The sequence below is a fragment of the Luteibacter sp. P4_E6 genome (genome assembly GCF_056401535.1).
Genome location: NZ_JBFUJE010000025.1, coordinates 1 through 21,397 on the forward strand (window position 1 = coordinate 1; position 21,397 = coordinate 21,397).

Here is a 21,397-nt window from a genome sequence, read left to right on the forward strand (position 1 = left end):
GATCGAGACCGTGCGCGAGCATGACCTCGTGCCCTTCCTGGATATCGCGTACCAGGGCTTCGGGGACGGCATCGAGGCCGATGCGATCGCCGTGCGCCTGTTTGCCGATGCGGGCTTGCCCTTCTTCGTCGCCAGCTCGTTCTCGAAGTCGTTTTCGCTGTACGGCGAACGCGTCGGCGCGCTGTCGATCGTCACCGGCTCGCACGACGAAGCGCATCGCGTGCAGTCCCAGCTGAAGCGGGTCATTCGCACTAACTACTCCAATCCGCCGACTCACGGTGCGGCCGTGGTCGCTGCGGTGCTCAACCATGACGACCTACGCGCTACCTGGGAAACCGAGCTGGGCGAAATGCGCGAGCGCATTCGTACGATGCGTCGCGGTCTCACGCAGCGTCTCTCCGCGCACGGCGACTTCGGTTTCATCGAAGCGCAGCGCGGCATGTTTTCGTATTCCGGACTGTTATCGGCTCAGGTGGATCGCCTGCGCACGGAGTTCGGCATCTACGCCGTGGGCACGGGCCGCATCTGCGTGGCCGCGCTCAACGACGGCAACCTCGACCGCGTCGCCGAGGCGATCGCCAGGGTCATCTAGCCGTCCATCGCCACCTTCGCCGGCGAACGCCTCGCGCTCGCCACGGCCCTCCATTCGCAAGAGATATCCCGATACATGTTCTTTCGAAACCTGACGCTGTTCCGCTTCTCCGCCCCCGTCGCCACCGATCTGGACCGCCTCGAAGAGGTGCTCCCCGAGCATCGCCTGCGCCCGGTGGGTCCAATGGAAATGTCGACGCGCGGATTCATCTCACCGCTCGGCCGTAAAGAAGAGGCGCTGGTCCACATGGTGGGCCGCAACACCATGGTCACCGTGGGTAGCGAAGATAAGCTGCTGCCGTCGGCCGTGGTGAACGACGAGATCGCCAACCGTGTGCAGAAAATCGTGGACGAGGAAGGCCGCAAGGTCAGCGGCCGCGAGCGCAAGCGCATGAAAGACGACGTCATGAACGAGCTGCTGCCGCGCGCCTTCGTGCGCACCTCGCGCATGTCCGGCTATGTCGACAAGAAGAATGGCTGGCTGGTCCTGGATACGTCCAGTCGCAAATCGGCTGAGAACACGCTCAGCCAGGTCCGCGAGGCCCTGGGTAGCTTCCCGGCCGTACCGCTGGCACCGGAGGAGTCGCCGCGCATCCTCATGACGCACTGGGTCGCCACGGGCGAGCTCCCGGGTGGGCTGGTGCTCGGCGACGAATGCGAACTGCGCGACCCGGCCACGGCGTCGGGAGCCATCGCCCGCTGCCGCCGGCAGGATCTCGATACCGATGAGATTCGCGAGCACCTGCGCACCGGAAAACAGGTGTTCCAGTTGGGTTTGGTCTTCGACGACCGCATCTCATTCGTGCTCGGGGAAGATCTGATCCTGCGTAAAATCAAGTTCACCGATGTGGTTCTCGACGGCCAGGCGGATAGCCCGGAGTCGGCGGCCGCGGAAATGGATGCGAATTTCGCCCTCATGGCACTCGAGTACGAGCGCCTGCTGGGCAAGCTGGAAGAGTGGTTCAAGCTGCCGCGCCCGGAGTAATACCGGAGCGGCCGCGTCGCAGGATTCGATATGGCTTGGTGGCAAGTTCGTCGGGATCGACCAGAGACTCGCGACATGGCATCTGAAGAAGGCGAATGGCTTGAATTGTCGACCCTGACGGGCGGCACCATTCGTGTGCTCAAGTCGGCGCATCCGCGCGCCCGGCGACTGCGCCTCACGGTGACGCCGAAGGGTGCTCGCCTCACCTATCCCAACGGCACGCACACTGCGCAGATGGCGGCGTTTCTCCGCCATCACGCCGATTGGCTGGAACAGAAGCTGGGCGAGTTCCATCTGGATGCCGCGCCGTTGCCTGCCCTGAAAGTCGGTGTCCCGACGTCCTTCCCTTTTCGTGGCGAAGAGGTCGCGCTGGACTGGGCCGAGGGTGCGTATCCGCGAGTGGACCTGCATCCGGGCGGTCTCACGCTGGTGATTCCAAAGCCTCACACGCGCGCACTGATGGTAGCGAGAGGCTTGCTGGCCAGTTACTTCGAGGCGCAGATTCGCCGTGATGTCTCACGCTGGCTGCCCGCCTATATTCCGTTGATCAACGCCGCACCCACGGCACTCAAGGTGCGTCCGCTTAAGAGCCTGTGGGGTAGCCTCGACACGCGCGACAGGATCAACCTCGATCTCGCGCTTGCCCTCGCACCGCCAGCCGCCTTGCGCTACGTGCTCGTCCATGAGCTATGTCATCTCAAGGTGCGCAACCACTCGCCGAAGTTCTGGCACTGGGTGGAAACCGTCTTTCCGGATTACAAGGAGCAGCGCACGTGGCTGCGTATGCATGGCAGCGGACTGAAGATGCAGCTGGACAGATTGATCGCGGACGTCGCGGACTGAAGCGGCCACAAGAGCCGCTCCGTCCACGGCGAATCAGTGCGCCAGTGCGAAGCCGGTGATGATCTTCGCGGTTTCTTCCGGCTTCTCGAGCATGGGCATGTGATTGCAGCCGTTCATGATCGTGGCGCCGATCGAGGGCGAGCTCTTCAGGCCGTTGCGCAGGGTGTCCAGCGCGGAGACATCAATGATCTTGTCTTCGCGGCACCAGATACCGAGCACCGGCATCTGCAGCTTGCCAATCACCGGATCCAGTGAGTAAGCCTGGGCGGGCTCCTTCAGCTGTTCGAACGTGTGCGCGATGAAGTCGTGGTCCTGCTCGTTACGCGCGAGCAAGGCGTCCTCCAGGCGACCCGGTATGTTCGGCTTCACCAGGAAGATGCGACCGAGCAACGCTTCCAGATCGGCGCGATCCTTGAACAGGAACGGGTCCTTGCCGGCCTTGACGTCACGAACGAAGTCGTTTTCCTTGAAGGTAAGGCCGAGCGAACTCGACAGCACCAGGCTCGCCACCCGCTCAGGATGTTGGTCAGCGTAAACACCGGCGATCGCGCCACCCATCGAATGGCCGACCAGCAGGAAATGCTGGGCACCGACGGCAGTAGCAAAGGCTTCGAGGCGTGCCGCCTGCGCCGGAATGCCGTAGTCGCCGCCCTCATTGCGTGAGGACTCGCCCCAGCCAGGCAGATCCGGAGCGATCACGTGGAAGTGATCGGTCAGGCCCTTCGCCATCGTCAGCCAGGTTTCCTTGTTGGCCGCGAAACCGTGCAGAAGCACGATGGTCGGGCCGTCACCACCTTCGTAATACGACCAGGTCGTATCGCCCGCGACCACGGTCTTCTTCTCCATGTGTGCGGACATGGCCAGGCGTGCGGCATCCGCTTTGAGCAGCAACGACGGAGCGAACAGGTAAACGCCGCCAGCACCGATACCGAGCACCAGGGCGACCACCACGAGGAACTTGAGGCGGCGAAGAAGCAGGCGCTGCCAGAGCGGGCGGCTGTCGGCGGAAGCGATTGTCGGGATCTTGGCCATGACTTACTTCTTTTTCGACTTGCCGGCGAGGATGGCTTCGACGGCTTGCTGGGTCATCGGGTGATAGCCACTCTTTGCCTTGGCATAGGTTTCCTTCGCAAACGCCAGGCCTTCCGGTGTGCGCGCAAACGCGCGGTAGAGCGGCGTGGTCAGGTACAGGCGACCGATGCGGGTCATGTGTTCGGCGGCTGCCGTCCACACATCCTTGTCCCCCGCGGCGATGGCGTGCGCGTACCAGCGCATGCCGATCTCCGCGTTGGGCGTTCCGGTGAGGTGCCAGGCGGCGTCGATTTCCTTCACCTTTGGCAGCGGCATCACATCGGGCATCCGGTCGAGGAAGTACATCCACTCCTGGGTGTTCCAGGTCTTGGCGTCGAGCTTGTCCGCCGCGAGCTTGCCGGCAAGGAAGTCGGTGCGCTGCTTGTCGATGCCGTCGAAGCGGGCGGAGGTCGGCAGCGGTGCATCCTTCGGGATGCCCGGCTGGAAGATCCACGCGCGTGCCTCGGCCTCGCTCATCTTGCCCGGGTATTTATCCAGCAGGTTCGTCTTGAGGTAGGCGAACATCGTGTCGGTATCGATGCTCTGGAAGGCGAAGTGCGCGAAGTAGCCTTTCAGGTAGGCATCGAAGGTCTCGCGACCGAAGCGCAGCTCCAGCGTGCGCAGGAACCAGGAGCCCTTGTCGTAGGCAACCGAGGACAGCGAATCGTCCGCGCCAACGCCGCGTGCGTCCGGCGTGAGCTTCTGCGAATTGGCCGGCATGTCACCGATGGTCTTCTGCAGTTCGCGTGCGGAGAGGAGGGCCTCTTCGTCGGCGAGCGTCTTGCCGTAGACCGCTTCGGTGATACGGCCCTGAACGTACGTGGTGAAACCTTCGTTCAGCCAGATGTCGCGCCATGCGGCGCTGGTCACCAGGTTGCCCGACCAGGAGTGCGCGAGCTCATGCGATACCAGTGAGACCAGGCTCTTGTCGCCGACCAGAACGGTCGGTGTGGCGAAGGTCATGTTCGGGTTTTCCATGCCGCCGAACGGGAACGACGGCGGCAGCACGAGGATGTCATAGCGGCCCCAGGCGTACGGGCCGTAAAGCTGTTCCGTCGTGGCGATCAGCTTCTCAGTGTCCTCGAATTCGTGAGCGGCCTTGCCGACCACGCTGGGCTCGGCATAGACGGCGCTGCGCGGGCCGGTTTCCTTCACTGCGATATCGCCAGCGGCGATCGCCAGGAGATAGGACGGAATCGGATGCGGCTGATCGAAGGCGAAATCGCCGTTGAGTGGATGCTTCGCATCGTTGATCGCACTCATCACCACGCGCACATCCTTCGGTGCGCTGATGTGTGCGTCATAGGTAAAGCGAATGGCCGGGGAGTCCTGTAGCGGTACCCACGACCGCGCGTGGATCGACTCCGACTGCGAGAACATGAAGGGCTGCTTCTTGTCCGCGGTCTGGTCCGGCGTGAGCCACTGCAGGCCGGAAGCCTCGGGCACCGTCGTATAGGCGATACGCACGCTGCCCGGATGGGCCGGCGCCTCGATGGTCAGCTTCGAGCCGAGTTCCTTGTCGCGCGGAGCGAGGGCGAACTTCAGCGGGGTAGCCTTGCCCGAGCCATCCACGGCGTCGACGCTGGCGATCTTCAGGTCGCGCGTGTCGAGTACGAGATCCTTCGCCTTGGCGTCCTTCCAGTCGAGCTTCAGCGTGGCATTGCCAGCCAGTTCGCGCTGCCCGAAGTCCAGCTTCAGGTCGAGATCGAGGTGGGTGACCTTGACGACGGCAGGCTGGGCATAGGAATGCGGATCGGCGGCGAAAGCCACGACGGGGAACGCCATGGTGAGGGCAAGTACGGGGAGCAGACGCATCGAGGGGATCATCCGATGGAAGGAGAGCCCCAAGTATGCCACCCCTGTCAGAGCTTGTAGGCCCGATGGATCGCGACGATCCCGCTGGTCAGGTTGCGGACTTCGACGTGGCCGAAGCCGGCCTTGAGCATCATGCCCTTCAGGGTTTCCTGGTCGGGATGCTTGCGAATCGACTCGGCGAGGTACTGGTAGCTGTCTGCATCCCCGGCGAAGAGCTTGCCCAGGCGCGGCAGGATCTTGAACGAATGCACGTCGTAGAGCTTCGAGAGCAAGGGGCTCTGCACCTTGGAAAACTCCAGCACCAGGGCGCGGCCACCGGGCTTGAGTATGCGGTGCATGTCAGCCAGGGCCTTGTCCTTGTCGGTGACGTTACGCAGGCCGAAGGCGATCGTCACGGCGTCGAAGCTGTTGTCCGGAAACGGCAGCATTTCGGCGTTCATCTGCGCCCAGCGCAGACCGGACACGAGGCCGCGATCGGTGAGGCGGTCGCGGCCGACGCCGAGCATGGCGGCGTTGATGTCACCTACCACGACTTCGCCTTCCTCGCCGACCACCGGCTTGAGCAGGGCAGCGATATCGCCCGTGYCACCCGCGAGATCGAGCACCCGGTCGCCGCGGCGCACGCCGCTTACGGCGACGAAGTGGCGCTTCCAGAGGCGGTGGACGCCGAACGACATGAGGTCGTTCATCAGGTCGTAGTTACGCGCCACGGACGTGAACACCTGGCCGACGAGCTTTTGCTTGTCGGCCAGGGGGACGTCACGGAAGCCGAAATGAGTGGTTTTCTGGGAATCCATGCTGCGCATGGTACTCCGGATCATCCGCCCAGACAGCTGCCGCTATCGCGGTCAGGGTCCTGCCGGGGGCGGCAACGTGTTGACCACGTCGAACTGGCCGCTGCCGAGCTTGAGTGACGTGCCGTAACTCGGGCGCGCGAAGAACACGTTCTGCAACCCCGTGTTGGGCGCGAGCAGGTCGGCCAGGGGCTGCTGGCCAGCGAAGGGGTAGATCCGATTCCAGCTGCTCGAAATAGGCTCGTACAGGCTGTTCGGATCGATGCGCACCGAAAACGTCGTCCCGCGCACGAGGTCGGGCGCGCCCATCGCCTGCCGTATCTGCTCGATGGATGCCGTCGGCGGTACCGTGGTGACGCGAACGCCGTGGACACTGGGATAGATGGAACGAACCGAGAGCTCGGCCGAGTCCCGGTCGTATCCCTGGTTTCCGCGGTGGCGTCGCAGATCGCTTTCCTTGAACGGCATCTTGCCGTAGTACCAGAGGTCGGCGGGAGCCTGCGCCCGCGGTACCGGCCGCAGGCCACCGAAGCGCGTGGTCAGGTCCAGAGGCGCCGCCGCTGCGGAGGTCCCGGGCTGTGACGTCATCAGGAGCTGATGCCAGCGCGCCTGGTTCAGCGCCGCCTCCCAGCGGATCCGTTGCTCGGCGGAAATGAGCGGGGCCGTGACCTGCGCGCCCACCTCGGGCGCTCGTTCGACGCGCATCCGCGCGGCCACTAGCTCGCGTTCTACCGGGTCGGGGAATGCCAATTCGATTTCGGCTTGGTACGCGTCGTAGAGGTCAGGCAAGGGTTCGGGACTTCCCGCTTGTCCACGCCCGCTGCCGCCACGCAGACCCACCCGACGGTAGGCCCAGGTGCCTGTCGAGGTCCGCTGGATCGCGGGGCCCCGGAACGCCGGCCCCGCATCGGGACGTGTCAGTCGCCAGCTGGCGTAATCGCTGTCGTGGATCACCCGGTACAACTGCCCGTTGTGTTCGATGTAGGTCTTGCCGCCGATGGTGAAAATTCCCTCGGCATTGGCCTGGCCGGACTTGCGGATGTTCCGTGCGACGAAGCGCGGTTCGAAGACGACGACCGGCCGCACGGCCGGCCTCGCTTCCACGAGGCGTCCCGCCACGCGAAAGCGTGCGCCCGCTATCGCATGTCCCACGGATGAGGAAGTCAATGCATACACGGGTAGCGCTGCGGAAAGCGAGGTGTTGTAGAACTCCGCGAAGTCGACAACCGCCTCGGCAGAGTCGCCCGCCTTGATGTCGTCGTAGATGCGCCACGCGGCCTGCGCCGCCCGTGCCGGCGCGGTGACAACGCCCTTGATCGCATCCTCGACGATCCTGTGCGTGGTCGCCGTACGCAGCCGCTCCACCAGCCACGCCCAGTGCGCATCCTCCGCGCTGCGTGTGAATGCCTGCGCGTTACGCAAGCCGAGTTGTACATCGACCTCATAGGCGGCTTCCAGAAAGTCATCGCTTACCTCGCGTTCGTCGAAGGGTGCCTGGGTGCGGGTGTAGGCCGCCGCCGTGCTGGACCCCAGTACCCAGTTCGCGAGGTTGTCGCCGGCGAACTGCCGTGTAGCGCCGTTAGCAAGTACGCGGCCATAGTCGGCCGGGAGCCGGTCGAGAAGATACTCGCGGAACGCGGGATGGTAGAAGAATCGCCGACCCGCTTCGGCTCGGTCCGGGAACTCGCGGAAAGTGATGCCATCCGGTGCATCCGGTGTATAGAGCACGATGCTGGCTACGCTCCCTGGCTGGCGCACGCCGAAGGCTAGAATGTCGCGCAGCGGCGTGCCGAGATAGGTGATCTGTCGCACGACGACCTCGTGTCCTTCGACGCGTGCCCGGCCTGCTGCCGTCGGCGTGTCGAGTGCCGCGCGGACCCAGTGGTAACCGCGCTCTCCACGATCGGTGACGAACGAGTGCGGCGCGTCGTCCATGTAGTACGACAACCGTGCCTCGGCCGCGAGGAACCTCATGTGTGCCCGCTGCAGCGCTGCGGCGTCTTCGCGACGGACCGACGCCTCGCTACCCGAACGGAATACCGATTCCACATACGCCTGAAAGCGTGTCGACAGGTTGAGATCCCGCACGAGCCGGCGAATCGCTGCATCGTCCAGGTTGGCGATCGAGGTGCCATCGCTCGCGCTGGCGCTCAGCCTTACCGGCTCGAAGGGCGCCAGGTTCTGGTAGGCAAGGTCGATCAGCTTGATATGTTCTGGCGTTGGCCCCTCGAACAAGGCTTGCAGTGACTCCAGTCGCGTGGCGACATCGGCGCTGCGGTCGATGCGGATATGGATGTCCGAAGGGTCCTGGGTAACACCGAGCGCGCGCAGGCGCTCGCCGAGCATGGTCGACGCATACGTGGGCAGGTCCATCGGCACGCGCAGGCCCGCTTCGGTTTCACGTCGGGCAACCTGCCCAAGCGTGTCCACGTAGCGATCGCTCGCGTCCCGCCAGTCGGCGGCCACGATCGCAGGGACGTGCTCGAGCCGCTGTGCGTTGAATGTCTCCAGCAGCGCCGCATGACGTGCGGCGAGAATCGCTTCGACATCGAAAGCACGGTCAAGCTGCAATGCGCGGAATGCCGTGTCGACGAAGAGCTGCGCGCGCGACGTGGTCTCGTCGGCCAACGAATATTCGAACCAGGCCTGACGAAGCTTGTCGCGCTGCACGGCGATCAGCCGATCGGCGAGGGTGCCGAAGGGATCGCTGCCGATCTCCCGGGAGTCGACGAAAACATTCGGCCCGACCGACGCGAGATGCTGACGAGCGATACCGGGAAGATCCGATGCGTGGACGAGTGCAAGGCGTGCGCGCCGCTCCAGCTCGGCATGAGCGTCACGCAGCCGCGGGAACGACTCCCACCCTCGGTCATGAGAGAACACCAGGGTGCGTTCGGGAACCCGTTCGTCCTGGATGAGCAATGCCCCGGCATAAGCGTTGGATCCGAACATCAGCTCGCGAACCGTCGTGCCGGGTGGTGGGCTGGCACCGTCGGCCGACGTGATGGAGCGGACCAGGGCCATGGCGTTTTCATCGAGGCGACCGTCTTCGCGGGCGAGCACGGCCAGATCGCGTGCCGCGTCGGCGAGCCGCCCCGCAAGAGCGGCACGCCGCGAGCTTCCGGCGGTGCCCCTCATGGGCGGCGAGGTCCAGTAGGCATCCACGGCGACGAGATAGGGCGACAGGGTCTCGGGCCCTGCGGTTTCGGGAAGGCCCGGCATGCCGGCTTGTTCGGTGGCCAGCCAGGCCTGCAAGCCGACGAGACGATCGAAGGCGTTCGAGGCCTCCTGGTGAATGCTTCGCACCTGTGCAGGCGGAGCCTGCGGCGGAGTGATATCCATGACGATTTCCTTGTCGTGATGAGTCAGTAGCGAACGGGCGCGAGTGGCGCGGGCTGTTCGCCACGGCGCCCGGCGTTGACGATGTAGTTCGAGGGGATGCGAATGGGGTCGCTGCTCGTTAGCTGGTATTGGTATTCACCGTTAGGAAGCAGGCGTCGACGCATTTCAAAGTCGCCTCCCGGCCCCCGGACAACATGGTGGTTGCCGACCGGACGCCAGGGATCGCGGAGGCGCGCGGTATCGATCTGGATCGCGTAACCGAGCGGATCACGCTGCCCGGCCTGTTGCATGGGCGACGTACCCAGCGCCTCGGCCAGGCGGCGTGTCGGTGTTTCCGGCGGAAGAACGGACACGGGATACGTGCGCGGTCCGTGGGGCGTGTCTATCCATGCCTCGTGAGGCCCGAGCGTGATGCCCTCACGGTTCGACCCGGGCCAGAACTCGGGCTCGAAGTGACGGTCGCTGAAATACCAGACACGGCTGGGCCATTCGTCGCGAGGGACGAGTTGGGTGGCCGGCAAGGACTCGGTCGTCGCCCGACCGGTGGCGGCGCCCGAGCGCCGGGAAGGCACGCGTGGCATCTGCCGCGCAGCGGCGAGCGCGTCGTCCCACCGTGCTTGCTGGCCTGGTGAGAGCGTCGACGCGAGAGCCGGCACATGGTCCGTGGACGACGAGATTTCAGGAAACTGGATGTCGATGCCCGGCGCTGCGCCTGGCGACGACGGCGGGGACGGAATGCGGCGACCGTCATGCTGGGCCCATCCACGGATGCCCAGCACCTCGGCACGCTCGGCGCGCAGGGGGAACCGGGTTTCCAGTTCATGYAGGAACACGCGCCGCTGATGCGCACTCAATTCGGYGATGTCCGGATGGAGGTGCGGGTCTACGATGAGGGCGCTGCGTGGTGGGACGACGACTTTCATGTGCGTTCCATCGGTCCTGACCAACGCGAGCGCACTCGGATTGTCGATGAGCGCCGCCGCGATCTCGGCGCGCATGGGTGCGATCACGGCAGGCAAGGCCATCAGCGGCGGCGCGTTTACGGCCGGGGCGGCGACCGGCGCAACAGGTGGCGCGCCACCCGGCGCCGCAGCGGCATGGTCACGGACGGCGAGGCGATGCAATCGCTCGCGGAACCGACGCATCCCGCCTTGCAGGCCGACACCTTGTGCATACACCCATCGACCATCCATCCGTTCGATCAGCGGCCCGGTGAAGCGGGCATCGAGAACGCTGCCCCGGGAAGGCGCAAGACGCCAATGGCCGTAGTCGTCATCGTGGCGCACGGCGTACAGGGTGCCGTCCTGCTCGACATACGACCGGCCGCGAAGCCGGAAAACGCCTTCGTTATCCGGCTTGCCCGGCTTGCGAATGTCGCGCATGGCGTAGCGTTCGTCGAAACGGACACGCCCGGGCGACATCCGTACCGGCGTGCTCGCCACGCCGCGTGTCGCGGTTTGCGAGCGTACGATCGCGCCGGCGACATGACGCCCGCCGATGAAGGGCGGCACGGTAAGGTTTAGCGCGTTCACGTAGCCCTCGGTAAAGGCGATGACGGCTTGACCGGTATCGCCCGCCTTTACGTGGTCGTAGAAGCGCCAGGATGCCTGGGTCATGCGTGCGAGGCTCGCGGGTACGTCGGCGAGCGCGGTGGTGGCCATTCTCGCCACCGGGTCGATCCGGAAGCGGTCCTGCACGTAGCCGAGTAACGCGTCGTCATCCGCATCGGCCGTGGAGCGGGCGAGGAATCGAGTGTCGCGCCGGTGCTTTTCCACTGCTGTGTCGTATGCGGCGGCGAAAAAGTCTCCATGGACTTCGCGTTCGTCGAATGGTTCGGCGGTGAGTGTGTACGGGGCCTCCCTGCTGGCGCCGAGCACCCAATGGGCGAGGCGATCGCCGGCGAACTGGCGGGTGATGCCATTGGCCGACACGGTGGCGAATTCGGCAGGTAGACGATCGAGCAGGTATTCGCGGAAGGCTGGGTGGTAGAGAAAGTATTTCGCGGCATCCTGCCGGTTTTCGAATTCGCGAAAGGTGAGGCCATCCGGCGCGTCGGGCGTGTACATGACGACGCGAGGCGCACTGTTCGGCGTGCGCGAGGCGACGATGAGGATGCCGTCCAGCGGCACCTGCCGATAGGTGAGTTGGGAAACGGCGATCTCGTGCTTGTCCACGTGGCGTTGCCCGGCTGGCATGCTCAACACCGCTTCAATCCAGCGGAATCCCCGTTCGGCGTGATCGTCGATAAACGAGCCGGGTTCGTTGGGGATGTAATACGACAGCCGTGCTTCGGTCGCCTCCATGCGCATTTTCGCCGCCTGCACGGTCGTCGCGAGTTTGCGGGCGAGGACGCCCGCGGCTCCCTGACGAAGTCGCGCTTCGACGTGGGCCTGGTAGCGGTTTGCAATGTCGAGGTCACGAACGATGCTGATGATCGCGACATGGCTGAGACGGTCACGAAGGGAGGTGCCCTCGGTATTGACGGCACGCAGGGTATCGAGGGAGAAACGACCGATGTTCTGGCAAGCGAGATCGACCAGCGACATGCGCCGCGCCGTCGTCGAGCCCGGTAAGGGGTCGAGGGGTTCGAGGAATGTCGGCAACACCTTGATGCGGGCAATCTCGACGGTGATCGCCTCGGGCGACTCATCGACGCCAAGGGCCGCCAGCCGTGCCGCCAGCTCGCGCGAGGCGAAGGCGTGCAGGCTCAGCGGTGGCCGCATGCCGATGGCTGCGCGAAGCATGGCCGCTGCTGCCAACGTCTCGTTGTAGGTATCGCGTGCCTCATACCATGCGGCGCGGACCTCGCCAGGTACATTCGCCAGGCGTAGGGCGACGACCGACTCGAGCAGCCTGGCCTCTCGCAGGCTTTCGATCGCGTCGATGTCGAGCATCGCCGCCAACGACAATTCGTAGCGGATGCGATCGCCAAGACGGGTCGCTGCATCATGCTCGTCGCTGTCGAGGGCATAGTCATCCGCGGCGAGCGCGATACGGCCGAGTTGCACGTCGATCATGCGGTTGGCCAGCGCGTCGGCGAACGGGCCGGTGATACCCCGCCAGCCGACGGCGCCCACGGTCTTAGCTTCGGCGAACTCGTCGTTCTCAAGGCCGGTGGCATCCGTGGCATCCACCGACTCCAGCAGTCGGCGACGGGTCGACTCGACAAGACGTTCCGGAGAGTCGAACGCCTCCCATCCGCCGTGGGCTGTGAACAAGAGGGCCAGGTCCGGCAAGCCGTCATCGACGATGATCAGCGAGCCCGCATGCGGCACACCGCCGAGCATGAGTTCGCGTACATGCACGCCCACGGGAAGGCCCTGGCCGTCCGCGGCGATGACACGGGCGGCGAGCGCCGCCGCGTTATCGCTCAGCGTGCCGTCGAGCCTGCGCAGCGTGGCTTCTTCCTTCATCACGCTAAGCAGGTGCTGGCCAAGCGTGGTGGCACGGGTCGCCCAGAACCCGGGAAGCGCGTCGACCAGCTGTCGTGCGCCCGTGGCGCTCGGTTCGGTCAGCGACGGTTGTGTCTCGTACATGCTCATGAGCGCATCGCGCGTGGCAGCCAGGCGACGTAACGCGTCGACAGACGGCTGGCTTTCTGCCTGCACGACCTCATGCGGCGGTATCGTTTGGACATCCATATCGTTCTTCCTTGTCACGGTGAAGGGCCGGCTCTGTTGGTGCCTGGCGCCCGGGAATGGTGCGGGGATGCGGCGGCGCTACGGCGACACCCGGCCGCTGGTGCTGAAGTCGCCGGCGTCGAGGCCGAGGAAGCTGACCGGGAAGCCCACGTCGGGCTGCACCACATAGGTGGGCTGCGGACCACGACGGTCCTCGATGATCCTCAGGCCGGGAGACTCAGGGGTGCCGTGCCGGCCTCGATAACGATCCAGGTGCAGCCGGATCCACGCTGGACCGCCTGTAGGTCCCGGGGCTTGCACGGTGGCGGGCAATCCGGTGAGTCCCGAGCCGGGAACGGCCTGCAGAGGTAGCGCCAGATCGGTGCCACCGTTCAGAGCGATCCCACGGCCGAGGGGGTAGTGCCAGAGCTGGGCGGGCCATTCGCTCGGCGGCAGAACGCGCCACGTGGCCCCTGGGCCGGGCTGCGTGCCGATGGGTAGCGGCTCTGGCGGGGTGGCACGGGCCGCACGCAACGCATCGTTCCACGCCGTGTGCTGGCGCAACGTCACGAATCTCGGACGTGCCTGCGAAGTCGCCTCCCAATAGATAAGGCTCGCCTCACCGCCATTGCGCAGACGCTCTCTGAACGACTGCTGGAACGTCCAGCGCTGGAACTCGCTCAGACCAGCGAGCGCCTCGCCGGTGACACCGCGCGTGCGCGGTTGGGGAAACGCCGTGTCGTCAGTCCAGCCGCCACGCAAACCGATATCGGTGCGCACGCGCCAGTCTCCGCCCGGCACACGCGCGACCGGTGGCCCGGGACGCGCGGCGTCCAGCGCATTCGGGTGCGCGAGGCGCCAGGTGGCGGAGGCAGGGTCGTGCCTGAGTTCGAAGACGAAGCCCCGCTGGCGAATGTATCGACGGCCGCCCAGTCGGTGCACGCCAAGGGCATCGGGCTGCAAGCCGCTCAGGTCGACATCGCGCGCGGCGTAGCGCGAATCCAGCCAGTGCCGCCCGTCCGGCAGACGAATGCCGCTGTCTGTGGCGCGTAGCGCGCCGACATCCGGACGCAACGAGAGTCGGGCTCGCCTTACGCCAGGCAAACCTGCGCCCCAGCCTGCGAAGCTCAGCGACGCGGTATAGGCCTCAGCAAAATCAATGAATGCCTGATGGACGTCGTCGGCCTTGACACTGTCATAGAACCGCCAGGTCGCCCGCAATGCCTGGCCGACCGCGCCGAGTGTGTCCACCACCGCCGTTTCCGGGCCACGTGCGCTCCGCATGACGGTGCTGACGACGCCGGTGACGGACTCGGTGTCAGCCTGGGAGGTACTACGCCCCAGCCATGCGACGTCGCGCGCCTGCCGGACGATCTCGGCATCGAACAGTGCCGTACGCAGATCGCCATCGACCAGGCGCTCCTCGAACGCTTCCTCGGTGAGGGTGCCGCGTCCTTCGCCGGGGGCGGCGAGYACCCAATGGGTTCGCCGCGTGGCTTCTGAGACACGGAAACGCCGGCCGCTTCCGTTGGGAAGCGCTTCGCCAAATTCGGCCGGCAGGCGCCGTAGCAGGTAGTCCTGAAAAGCGGGTGCGTAAAGAAACTGCCGGCCTGCCGCAGCGCGGTCGCTGAACTCGCGGAAGTCACGGCCGTCAGGCGCTCCCGGCGTGTACAGCACGACCCGCGATGAACTGCGTGCGTCGCGGACGCCGATGACCAGCACATCACTCACTACGGCGCCCCGATAGACCAGTTGGCGCACGGCGGTCCTATGATCGCCGACGGTACGGCGGGTCGCCGCTACCGGGCTGTCCAGCACGGCTTCAACCATGCGGTATCCGCGTTCCTCGCGATCGTCGATGAAGGCTGGCAGCTCGTCGCTCAGGTACATGGTGCTACGCGCGGCAGCGGCTTCGACGCGCATGCGCGCTTGTTGCAGTCGCATCGTCGTCTGGCGGAAGGTTCGGCCCTGTGGATCGCTCACGCGCGCACGCAGGTAGGCTTCGAAGCGAGGGGCCAGGTTGAGCTCGCGAACCATCTCGCGCAGGCGCGGCATGCTCGGGGTGGTCGAACCCGAGGGTAGTCCCCTCGTGACGATCTGGAGCCTTCGCCCATCGAAGTAGCCGATGTTGCGCAAGGCGAATTCCGCGAGGCTAAGGTGGGTAGGAGGTATCGCTGGCGCCGAGCCGATCGACGGCGGGATGAGGCCTTCGCTTCCGCTGGCTTCGATCCGAATATCATCGGGGTCTGCCTCGATGCCGCGGCTCGCCAGCGCGGCCACGAGTTCCTTCCGGGTCCATGCCGCCAGCGTGAGCGGGGCGTCGTCGTGATGTCGCGCCGACGACGCGGCGCGCATCCGAGTCAGCCGGTAGCCTTCCATGGCGTCGCGCCAGCCTTGGGCTACCTGCGTGGGTACAAGGCGCATGCGTTGTTCAAGGAGGGTGGCGCCGAGGCGCTCTTCGCGTTCGGCGAGCAGGGCGAAAACGTCGAGCTTGTCGTGCAGGTCGAGAGCTGCCGTGGCGTCGTCAATGAACCGGGAGGACGACACCGTGTCGCCGGCCGACGGCCACGCATCCTCGACCTTTTCTCTCTGCAGTCCGGCGATCCGCCGGGCCATCGAGCGAAACACGTCGGCTTGCTGCGGCAGCGAATCGACGAAGCGATCGTTGGCTAGTACCTGGGCGGTGTCGTCCGCGCGAATCCCCGGCAGTTCGCGGCGGCGCGCCAGCGCCTGCCGCAACCATAACTCTGTCTCGCCATGCAGGTGGTCGAGGCTGTCGAAAGCGTCCCAGCCGCGATCCGGCAGGAAGCGAAGGACGACGGTAGGATCGTCGCGGTCGTATACGATGACCGCACCTGCGTAGTCCACCGGACCGATGYGCAACGAACGGACTTGCACGCCTGGTGGCAAGTCGCCGCCGTGCGAGCGCGCGAAACGCTCGGCGAGGTTCGCTGCGACGCCGTCGAGCGTGCCGTCGCTGCGGCGGACGAGGGCGTCGTCGCGCATGACAGACGCCAACCGCGTGGCCAGGGCATCGATGCGTGGCACGGGTGGCGCGCCCGGGGCGTCTTCTACCGGTCGCTGCCAGAACGCATCCAGGGCGGCGAGCAGGTGCGTGCGGCCTTCGGCGACGGGATAAACAGGTAGCGCGGGTAAATCCTGTTGCTGGCTGGCCAGCCACGCTTGAACGGCGATAAGCCGACCCAGGGCGTCGACGGTCTCCTGCTGCGTGCTGCTGACGATTGCCGCCGGCGCCTGCGGGGGATTCATGTCCATGCCGCATCCTTTGCGTGGAAATCCAGCGCAAAGGTTAGGAGCTCGTCAGCGGAAGATATGTCCCCGCCAACGACGACATGGTGTCAGCGTTACGACAGCAAAGATGTCAGCTCAGGGATGATTCTTGTGCCGCGTCTCTTCGTTGGCGACATGCCGGTCATGTAGCGACTCCGCCGCCGTCTCGCCCGGATCGTCCGGTGGACGCGCTTCGAGGTCGCGGTCGTTCTCGCCGCCCGGCGTGATCTTGAGGATGGAGTGACGCACCTCGCGCGCGAGGATCACTCGTGCATCGCGCACCATATCTTCCAACGCGTCGCTGAAGTCGAGTTTGCCGTTCGTGTCGGTCCAGACCACCTTCACTTCGCGCAGCTTCTGGATGAAGCCGCGGAACAAGGCTTTGTCGAAGAACTCCGGTGCCGACAGTTCGTTGAGCAGGCCGAGGCGCTGCGCCGTGAGCGTGCAGGCGGTTTCGAGTTCGCCCGAGCTCATGGTGTGCGGGCCGTTCTTCACCAGCGCGGCGATGGCGATGTAGTAGCGCTCGAAAGCCTGCAGCATGCTGCGGGCGATCACGCGGAGCTGGTACGCGCCGTCGTCCTGGCCGGGTCCACGTTCGAGGACGCGGCCTTCGCTGCTGGCCTCGAGGATGCCGCGGCGAACGAAGAACTCGATCGTTTCCTGCACCTCGTTGGCAAACCCATCCTGGTCCCAGGGCAGGAACAGCTCGCCCTGGATGAAGGGATAGATCAGCTTGCCCAGGCGCAGCACCGACGATCGCGACATGCGGCGGTTGTTGAGGAAGCAGGCTGCCACCCACGCGGCAGCCGCGTTCAGATGGAGCACGTTGTTGCGGAAGTACGACAACAACACCGCCTGTTCGCCTTCGGTAACGAGCACGTCGCCAAGCGGGTGACGGATGCGGCGGATCCAGCCCATCTGCTCGCCGTACGCGACGATGCCCTGTGGGTTCATCGGCGTGATGGTTACGCGGTCCGAATACGGCAGTTCCTGGAACATCGACTTGGTAAGTTCGAGCTGGGCGAGCAGGTCGTTCTCGGCCATCGCATGCTTGGGCGTGGCCAGCAGGGCGAGCGCGATCAGGTTGATCGGATTGACGTCGGCCGCGCGGTTGATATTGATCTGGATGCGCTCGGCGAGGTCGTCGACCAGGTTGCTCATCCATTCCGGCTTGGCGTCGTGCTCGGCCGTCGTCACGCGCCAGTCCGGCGCGACCGAATCGAGCATGGGGGTGAGCAGGATAGGCTCGCCGAAGTTCAGCGTGACGTGGCCATAGCGCTGGCGCAGCACCTTCAGGCCGCGAATGAGGCCGAGCAGCGATTCCTTTTCCTTCGGCTTACCGGAAAGCTCGCCTGCGTACGACTTGCCTTCCATCAGCTTCTCGTAGCCGATGTACACCGGCTGGAATAGCACCGGCCGGCGAGGCGCGCGAAGGAAGGCGCGCAGCGTCATCGCCAGCATGCCGGCGCGCGGTGCCAGCAGGCGTCCGGTACGCGAACGGCCGCCTTCGATGAAGTACTCCAGCGGCACGCCGCGATCGACCAGTTGAGCGAGGTATTCGTTGAAGACCACCGAATACATCGCATTGCCCTTGAAGCTGCGGCGCAGGAAGAACGCGCCGCCACGACGGAGGATGGGGCCGACGCCGGGGAGATTGAGGTTCACGCCCGCAGCGATGTGCGGTGGCACCACGCCGGAGTAATGCAACTGATAAGACAGCAGCAGATAGTCGGTGTGGCTGCGATGACAGGGCACGTAGACCACTTCATGACCCGGCGCCGCGGCGCGGGCCTTGTCGAAGTGGTGCATGGCGATGCCGTCGTAGAGCTTGTTCCAGAAGTTGGAGAGCAGGAACGAGGTCGAGCGGACCACGGGGTGCGAATAGTCCGCCGCGATCTCGAGCGCGAAATCGCGCGCGCGCCGTTGAGCCTTCGCCAGCGTGATGTTTTCCTTGCTGGCCGTCGCCGCGATGGCATCGCGCACCGGTTCGGTGTTGAGCACCGCGTCGACCACGGTACGGCGGTGCGACAGGTCGGGGCCGATCACGGCTGCGCGAATGCGGCGGAAATGGGTGCGCAACACGCGGGCGATCTTGCGCGTGAGGCGCTCCGGCGACAGGCCGTTCGAGTCGGCCAGCACGCTACGCAGCGACACCGGTGCGGAAAAATGCACGACGGTATCCCGCCCATTGAGCAGGAGGGCGAGCATGCGGCGGAAGCGGCCGACCACCAGCCAGTTCTCGGCGAAGAGCACGCTGAACCAGCCGCTCTCACGGTTGGGCGCCCGGCCGACATAGATGGAAACGGGGACGACCTGGATATCGCGCTCCGGATCGTCCTCCAGTGCGCGGATGAGCTGGCCGATCGGTTCTTTCGGTCCACGCGCATCCGTGCGTCCGAACAGCCAGCCATGGCGGCGGCTCAGGGAAAACACCGAGCGACGACGACGGCCGGGTAGCTCCAGCAACTGCATCGGACTGGGCAGGCCAGCCTCGCGACAGGCACGTTCGAGGATCAGCGCGTCGGAAGCGCCGTCGCGCTCGATCGCGTAACAGACAGCCGCGCCGCTCACGAGGAGGGCGGTAGGCTCGGCGGGCTCACGCTTGATCCGCACCCAGGGTTCGAGAAGCCGACCCAGCAGCTTGAACCACCAGGGCGAACGGGCGACAGGGACGTGCGGATCCGCACTCATCGGAATTTCGGGCATCGTGGGATTGTACGGCTTCAGCGGGGCCGGGCGGCCGCGACCGGTGCGCCATCGTTGTGCGGCGGCGGTGCGGCGGTACCGGGCAGGGCTGGCGCGCTGCCCGACGGAGCGGGTTGCGCGGGCGGGTTGAGCTGGAGGTGTTGCGCGCGGACGCTTTGCAGCAGGTCGCTGTCGTACCAGCGGCCGTCGAGCAGCACCAGGGTGGCATCGGTCTGGATGGGCTTGTCCAGCAGGATGTAGGTGATCTTTACGTGCGCCGAACCGCCGCTGTTCTCGATGGTGTCGATGCTTATCGACTCGAAGCTCTTGTCGATGGAAAGGCCATAAACGGCGAACAGGCGCTTGAAGCCCAGCCAGGCAGTCGACCAGGTGGCCATGGACTGCTCGAAGTTCATCGCATGCAGCGCGTCGGGGGTCGAAAGGTTGGCCTTGCGCGCGGTGTCCACAAGAATGCCGATCGCCTCCTTCGCCTTGCCCTGATCGCCCCAGGGTACGGTCTGCGTCCACGGTGCGACCACGTTCGCGGCTTCGCGCAGTTGCCGCTTCTGCGACGCCGTGAGCTCCTTGGCCTGGTCGATCGCCGTGAGTGCCATCGACTGCCCGACGCCGGACAGCAGCGGCATCTGATCCTTATAGTCGCGATCGAAGCGGACCAGGGTCGGACGCAGGTCGGCGAACAGCTTCTTCTCCGCATCCGGCTCGGTCAGCCGCTTTACGCCGGCCTCGAACTTGGCGCGGTCGTCGTCATCGAGCGGCTCGGTGGGCGCATTGCGTTTTACCCAGTCGGCGCGCAGCGCGGCAAAGTCCGCGGGCGGCAGCGCGTGCCGCCAGAACATGTCGAACTTGCCGTCGCGAAGCAGATCCAGCGAATCGCGCATGGCGTCTTCGGGGGAGCCGCCGCCGGGCGTGCCGGGGGCATCCTTCGGCTTGTGGTTGCAAGCGGAAAGCAGGGCGACTGCCAGCAGGAGGATCCAGGCCAGGTGCGATAGGCGGCGCATGGGGGCTTCGACGTCTTCGGAAGGCGGGGACGGGGAGCGTACAAGAAAAAACCCCGGAGGCTCATCGCCTCACGGGGTTATCCAGCCCGAGGCCGGTAAGGGAAATGGCCTTGCCCGCATTGCTTTTTGGCGCCACGGGTTTTGGCGAGGCCATAATAGTTAAATAACATTGCTAAAGCAATGCCTTAACTTAACCCGGATAAGTGCATGAATTTATTGAGTACGCAGTGACTCGATCTTCTTCTGCCGGCGCTCGCCACGCGGCAGGCTGAAGTCGTTGTCGAACAGCGCCGTCTCCCAGCTGCCGTAGGTCGGGTTCGGCAGGACGAACCAACGCTCGCCGATCCAGGCCGTATAGGGCGCCATGGCCCTGGYGCGGCCGTCGGCGTTGTTACCCAGAATATTGGCGAAGTCGCCGATCTGGTCGCCGAATTGCATCAGCACGCGATAGTTCTTCGCGACCAGCTGGCGACGGCAGCCCTTCTCGCTACCCACCTGCTCGCAACCTTCGACGAAGGTGCCCAGGCCCAGGAAGGACTCCTTGCCGGCCACCGGGAAGCCCGCCGAACGCAGGTTACCCAGCGTCGCTTCGTCCAGGTCCTTGGCGCGGTTGGAAATGTAGATCACGGCGATGCCGTGCTCGGCGGCGAACTTCGTGAAGGCGAGGGCACCGGGCATCGGCCGCGCGATGCCTTCCTTGCACCACGCTGCCCAGTCGGCTTCATTGAACTCGCCACCGGCGCGGATCAGGCGTGCCTGGTAGGGCGAGTTATCGAGCGCCGTCTCGTCGATGTCGAGTACCACGGCGGGCTTGAGGCCCTTGAGGGACGGGTGAGCCGCGCGGTCGTCCTTCGGCAGGGCGTCCCAGTTCGGATCCTGCTTCGCTTTGAGAATTTTCTCCTGCGCATCTCGGAAGGTCTGCAGGTAAATGAAGTCGTGCTCACTGGCGTTCTGCGACCAGGCCACCGCATTCAGGTTGTCATCAGCGGTGGCGCCGGTGATGGCGGGCGCCGCGACAGGTGCGGGCGGGACGGGTGCCGCAGCAGGCCCGGCATGGGGCGTGGCTGCGCAACCGGTGAGCACCAGTGCCGCGGCGAACGCGGCCGGAACGAACTTCATCATGAAAACCCCTTGCGAAACAGGCAACGTCGCCCGTGGGCCGGCGATTGTCCGGGGAGTTTACGACAGCGTGACGACGGGACGCACGCCTCTGGCGCAACGACCCTGCGTGCTGACAGACTGCGGCCTCATTCACGACGAGGTCTCTATGGACGTCGCCAGTCCGCGCACTCACGCCATCCGCATCGCCAGCTACATCGCGATGGGGCTCGGTCTTTTCCT

Annotated in this window: 13 protein-coding genes; 4 read left to right on the forward strand and 9 right to left on the reverse strand. The window is 65.4% G+C overall.

The annotated features are described in order from the left end of the window. The 3 genes from AC1DT2_RS03395 to AC1DT2_RS03405 form a co-directional block, all read left to right on the forward strand. On the forward strand, positions 1-592 hold a 592-nt coding region (locus AC1DT2_RS03395), incomplete at its 5' end, for an aminotransferase class I/II-fold pyridoxal phosphate-dependent enzyme (protein ID WP_477294309.1). A 75-nt stretch (positions 593-667) separates the two neighbouring features. After that, on the forward strand, positions 668-1,576 hold the full coding sequence (locus tag AC1DT2_RS03400; protein WP_063573422.1) for a recombination-associated protein RdgC: 909 nt from the start codon (positions 668-670) through the stop codon (positions 1,574-1,576). 75 nt (positions 1,577-1,651) lie between these two features. Then, on the forward strand, positions 1,652-2,419 hold the full coding sequence (locus AC1DT2_RS03405) for a M48 family metallopeptidase (RefSeq protein ID WP_477294311.1): 768 nt from the start codon (positions 1,652-1,654) through the stop codon (positions 2,417-2,419). Between the two features lie 33 nt (positions 2,420-2,452). On the opposite strand, the gene AC1DT2_RS03410 is transcribed toward AC1DT2_RS03405, so the two are convergent. From AC1DT2_RS03410 to AC1DT2_RS03450, 9 genes are all read right to left on the reverse strand, one after another. Beyond that, a complete protein-coding gene (locus AC1DT2_RS03410) occupies positions 2,453-3,451 on the reverse strand; it encodes an alpha/beta fold hydrolase (protein ID WP_255548566.1) in 999 nt (332 codons plus the stop codon). Between the two features lie 3 nt (positions 3,452-3,454). Next, complete coding sequence (locus AC1DT2_RS03415; protein ID WP_477294314.1) at positions 3,455-5,305, reverse strand: M1 family metallopeptidase; 1,851 nt, start codon at positions 5,303-5,305, stop codon at positions 3,455-3,457. Between the two features lie 47 nt (positions 5,306-5,352). Next, positions 5,353-6,102, reverse strand: a complete 750-nt coding sequence (gene ubiE / locus AC1DT2_RS03420; RefSeq protein ID WP_477294328.1) for a bifunctional demethylmenaquinone methyltransferase/2-methoxy-6-polyprenyl-1,4-benzoquinol methylase UbiE — start codon at positions 6,100-6,102, stop codon at positions 5,353-5,355. A gap of 51 nt (positions 6,103-6,153) precedes the next feature. Further along, entirely contained in the window at positions 6,154-9,441 is a 3,288-nt protein-coding gene (locus tag AC1DT2_RS03425) for a dermonecrotic toxin domain-containing protein (RefSeq protein WP_477294316.1), read from the reverse strand. A gap of 23 nt (positions 9,442-9,464) precedes the next feature. Continuing rightward, positions 9,465-13,082 (reverse strand): dermonecrotic toxin domain-containing protein, encoded by a 3,618-nt coding sequence (locus AC1DT2_RS03430; RefSeq protein WP_477294318.1) that lies wholly within the window; start codon positions 13,080-13,082, stop codon positions 9,465-9,467. 78 nt (positions 13,083-13,160) lie between these two features. Beyond that, on the reverse strand, positions 13,161-16,337 hold the full coding sequence (locus AC1DT2_RS03435) for a dermonecrotic toxin domain-containing protein (protein WP_477294320.1): 3,177 nt from the start codon (positions 16,335-16,337) through the stop codon (positions 13,161-13,163). A gap of 111 nt (positions 16,338-16,448) precedes the next feature. After that, the gene (plsB, locus tag AC1DT2_RS03440) at positions 16,449-19,043 is read right to left on the reverse strand and encodes a glycerol-3-phosphate 1-O-acyltransferase PlsB (protein WP_213948875.1); all 2,595 of its coding nucleotides are present in this window, start codon (positions 19,041-19,043) and stop codon (positions 16,449-16,451) included. A gap of 32 nt (positions 19,044-19,075) precedes the next feature. Beyond that, on the reverse strand, positions 19,076-20,056 hold the full coding sequence (locus tag AC1DT2_RS03445) for a hypothetical protein (protein WP_477294322.1): 981 nt from the start codon (positions 20,054-20,056) through the stop codon (positions 19,076-19,078). Positions 20,057-20,269: 213 nt separating this feature from the next. After that, positions 20,270-21,178 carry a 5'-nucleotidase, lipoprotein e(P4) family gene (locus tag AC1DT2_RS03450; protein ID WP_477294324.1) on the reverse strand — a complete coding sequence of 303 codons (909 nt, stop codon included), beginning with the start codon at positions 21,176-21,178 and terminating at the stop codon, positions 20,270-20,272. Between AC1DT2_RS03450 and AC1DT2_RS03455 the strand changes: the two genes are divergently transcribed. Beyond that, positions 21,177-21,397: hypothetical protein (locus tag AC1DT2_RS03455; RefSeq protein ID WP_477294326.1), on the forward strand; the 221-nt coding region annotated here is incomplete at its 3' end. The genes AC1DT2_RS03450 and AC1DT2_RS03455 overlap by 2 nt on opposite strands.

Bases quoted from the DNA above. Each gene is read 5' to 3' on its own strand.
- AC1DT2_RS03400 (WP_063573422.1), top strand. From the start codon at position 668: ATGTTCTTTCGAAACCTGACGCTGTTCCGCTTCTCCGCCCCCGTCGCC.
- AC1DT2_RS03405 (WP_477294311.1), top strand. From the start codon at position 1,652: ATGGCATCTGAAGAAGGCGAATGGCTTGAATTGTCGACCCTGACGGGC.
- AC1DT2_RS03410 (WP_255548566.1), bottom strand. From the start codon at position 3,451: ATGGCCAAGATCCCGACAATCGCTTCCGCCGACAGCCGCCCGCTCTGG.
- AC1DT2_RS03415 (WP_477294314.1), bottom strand. From the start codon at position 5,305: ATGCGTCTGCTCCCCGTACTTGCCCTCACCATGGCGTTCCCCGTCGTG.
- AC1DT2_RS03425 (WP_477294316.1), bottom strand. From the start codon at position 9,441: ATGGATATCACTCCGCCGCAGGCTCCGCCTGCACAGGTGCGAAGCATT.
- plsB (WP_213948875.1), bottom strand. From the start codon at position 19,043: ATGAGTGCGGATCCGCACGTCCCTGTCGCCCGTTCGCCCTGGTGGTTC.
- AC1DT2_RS03445 (WP_477294322.1), bottom strand. From the start codon at position 20,056: ATGCGCCGCCTATCGCACCTGGCCTGGATCCTCCTGCTGGCAGTCGCC.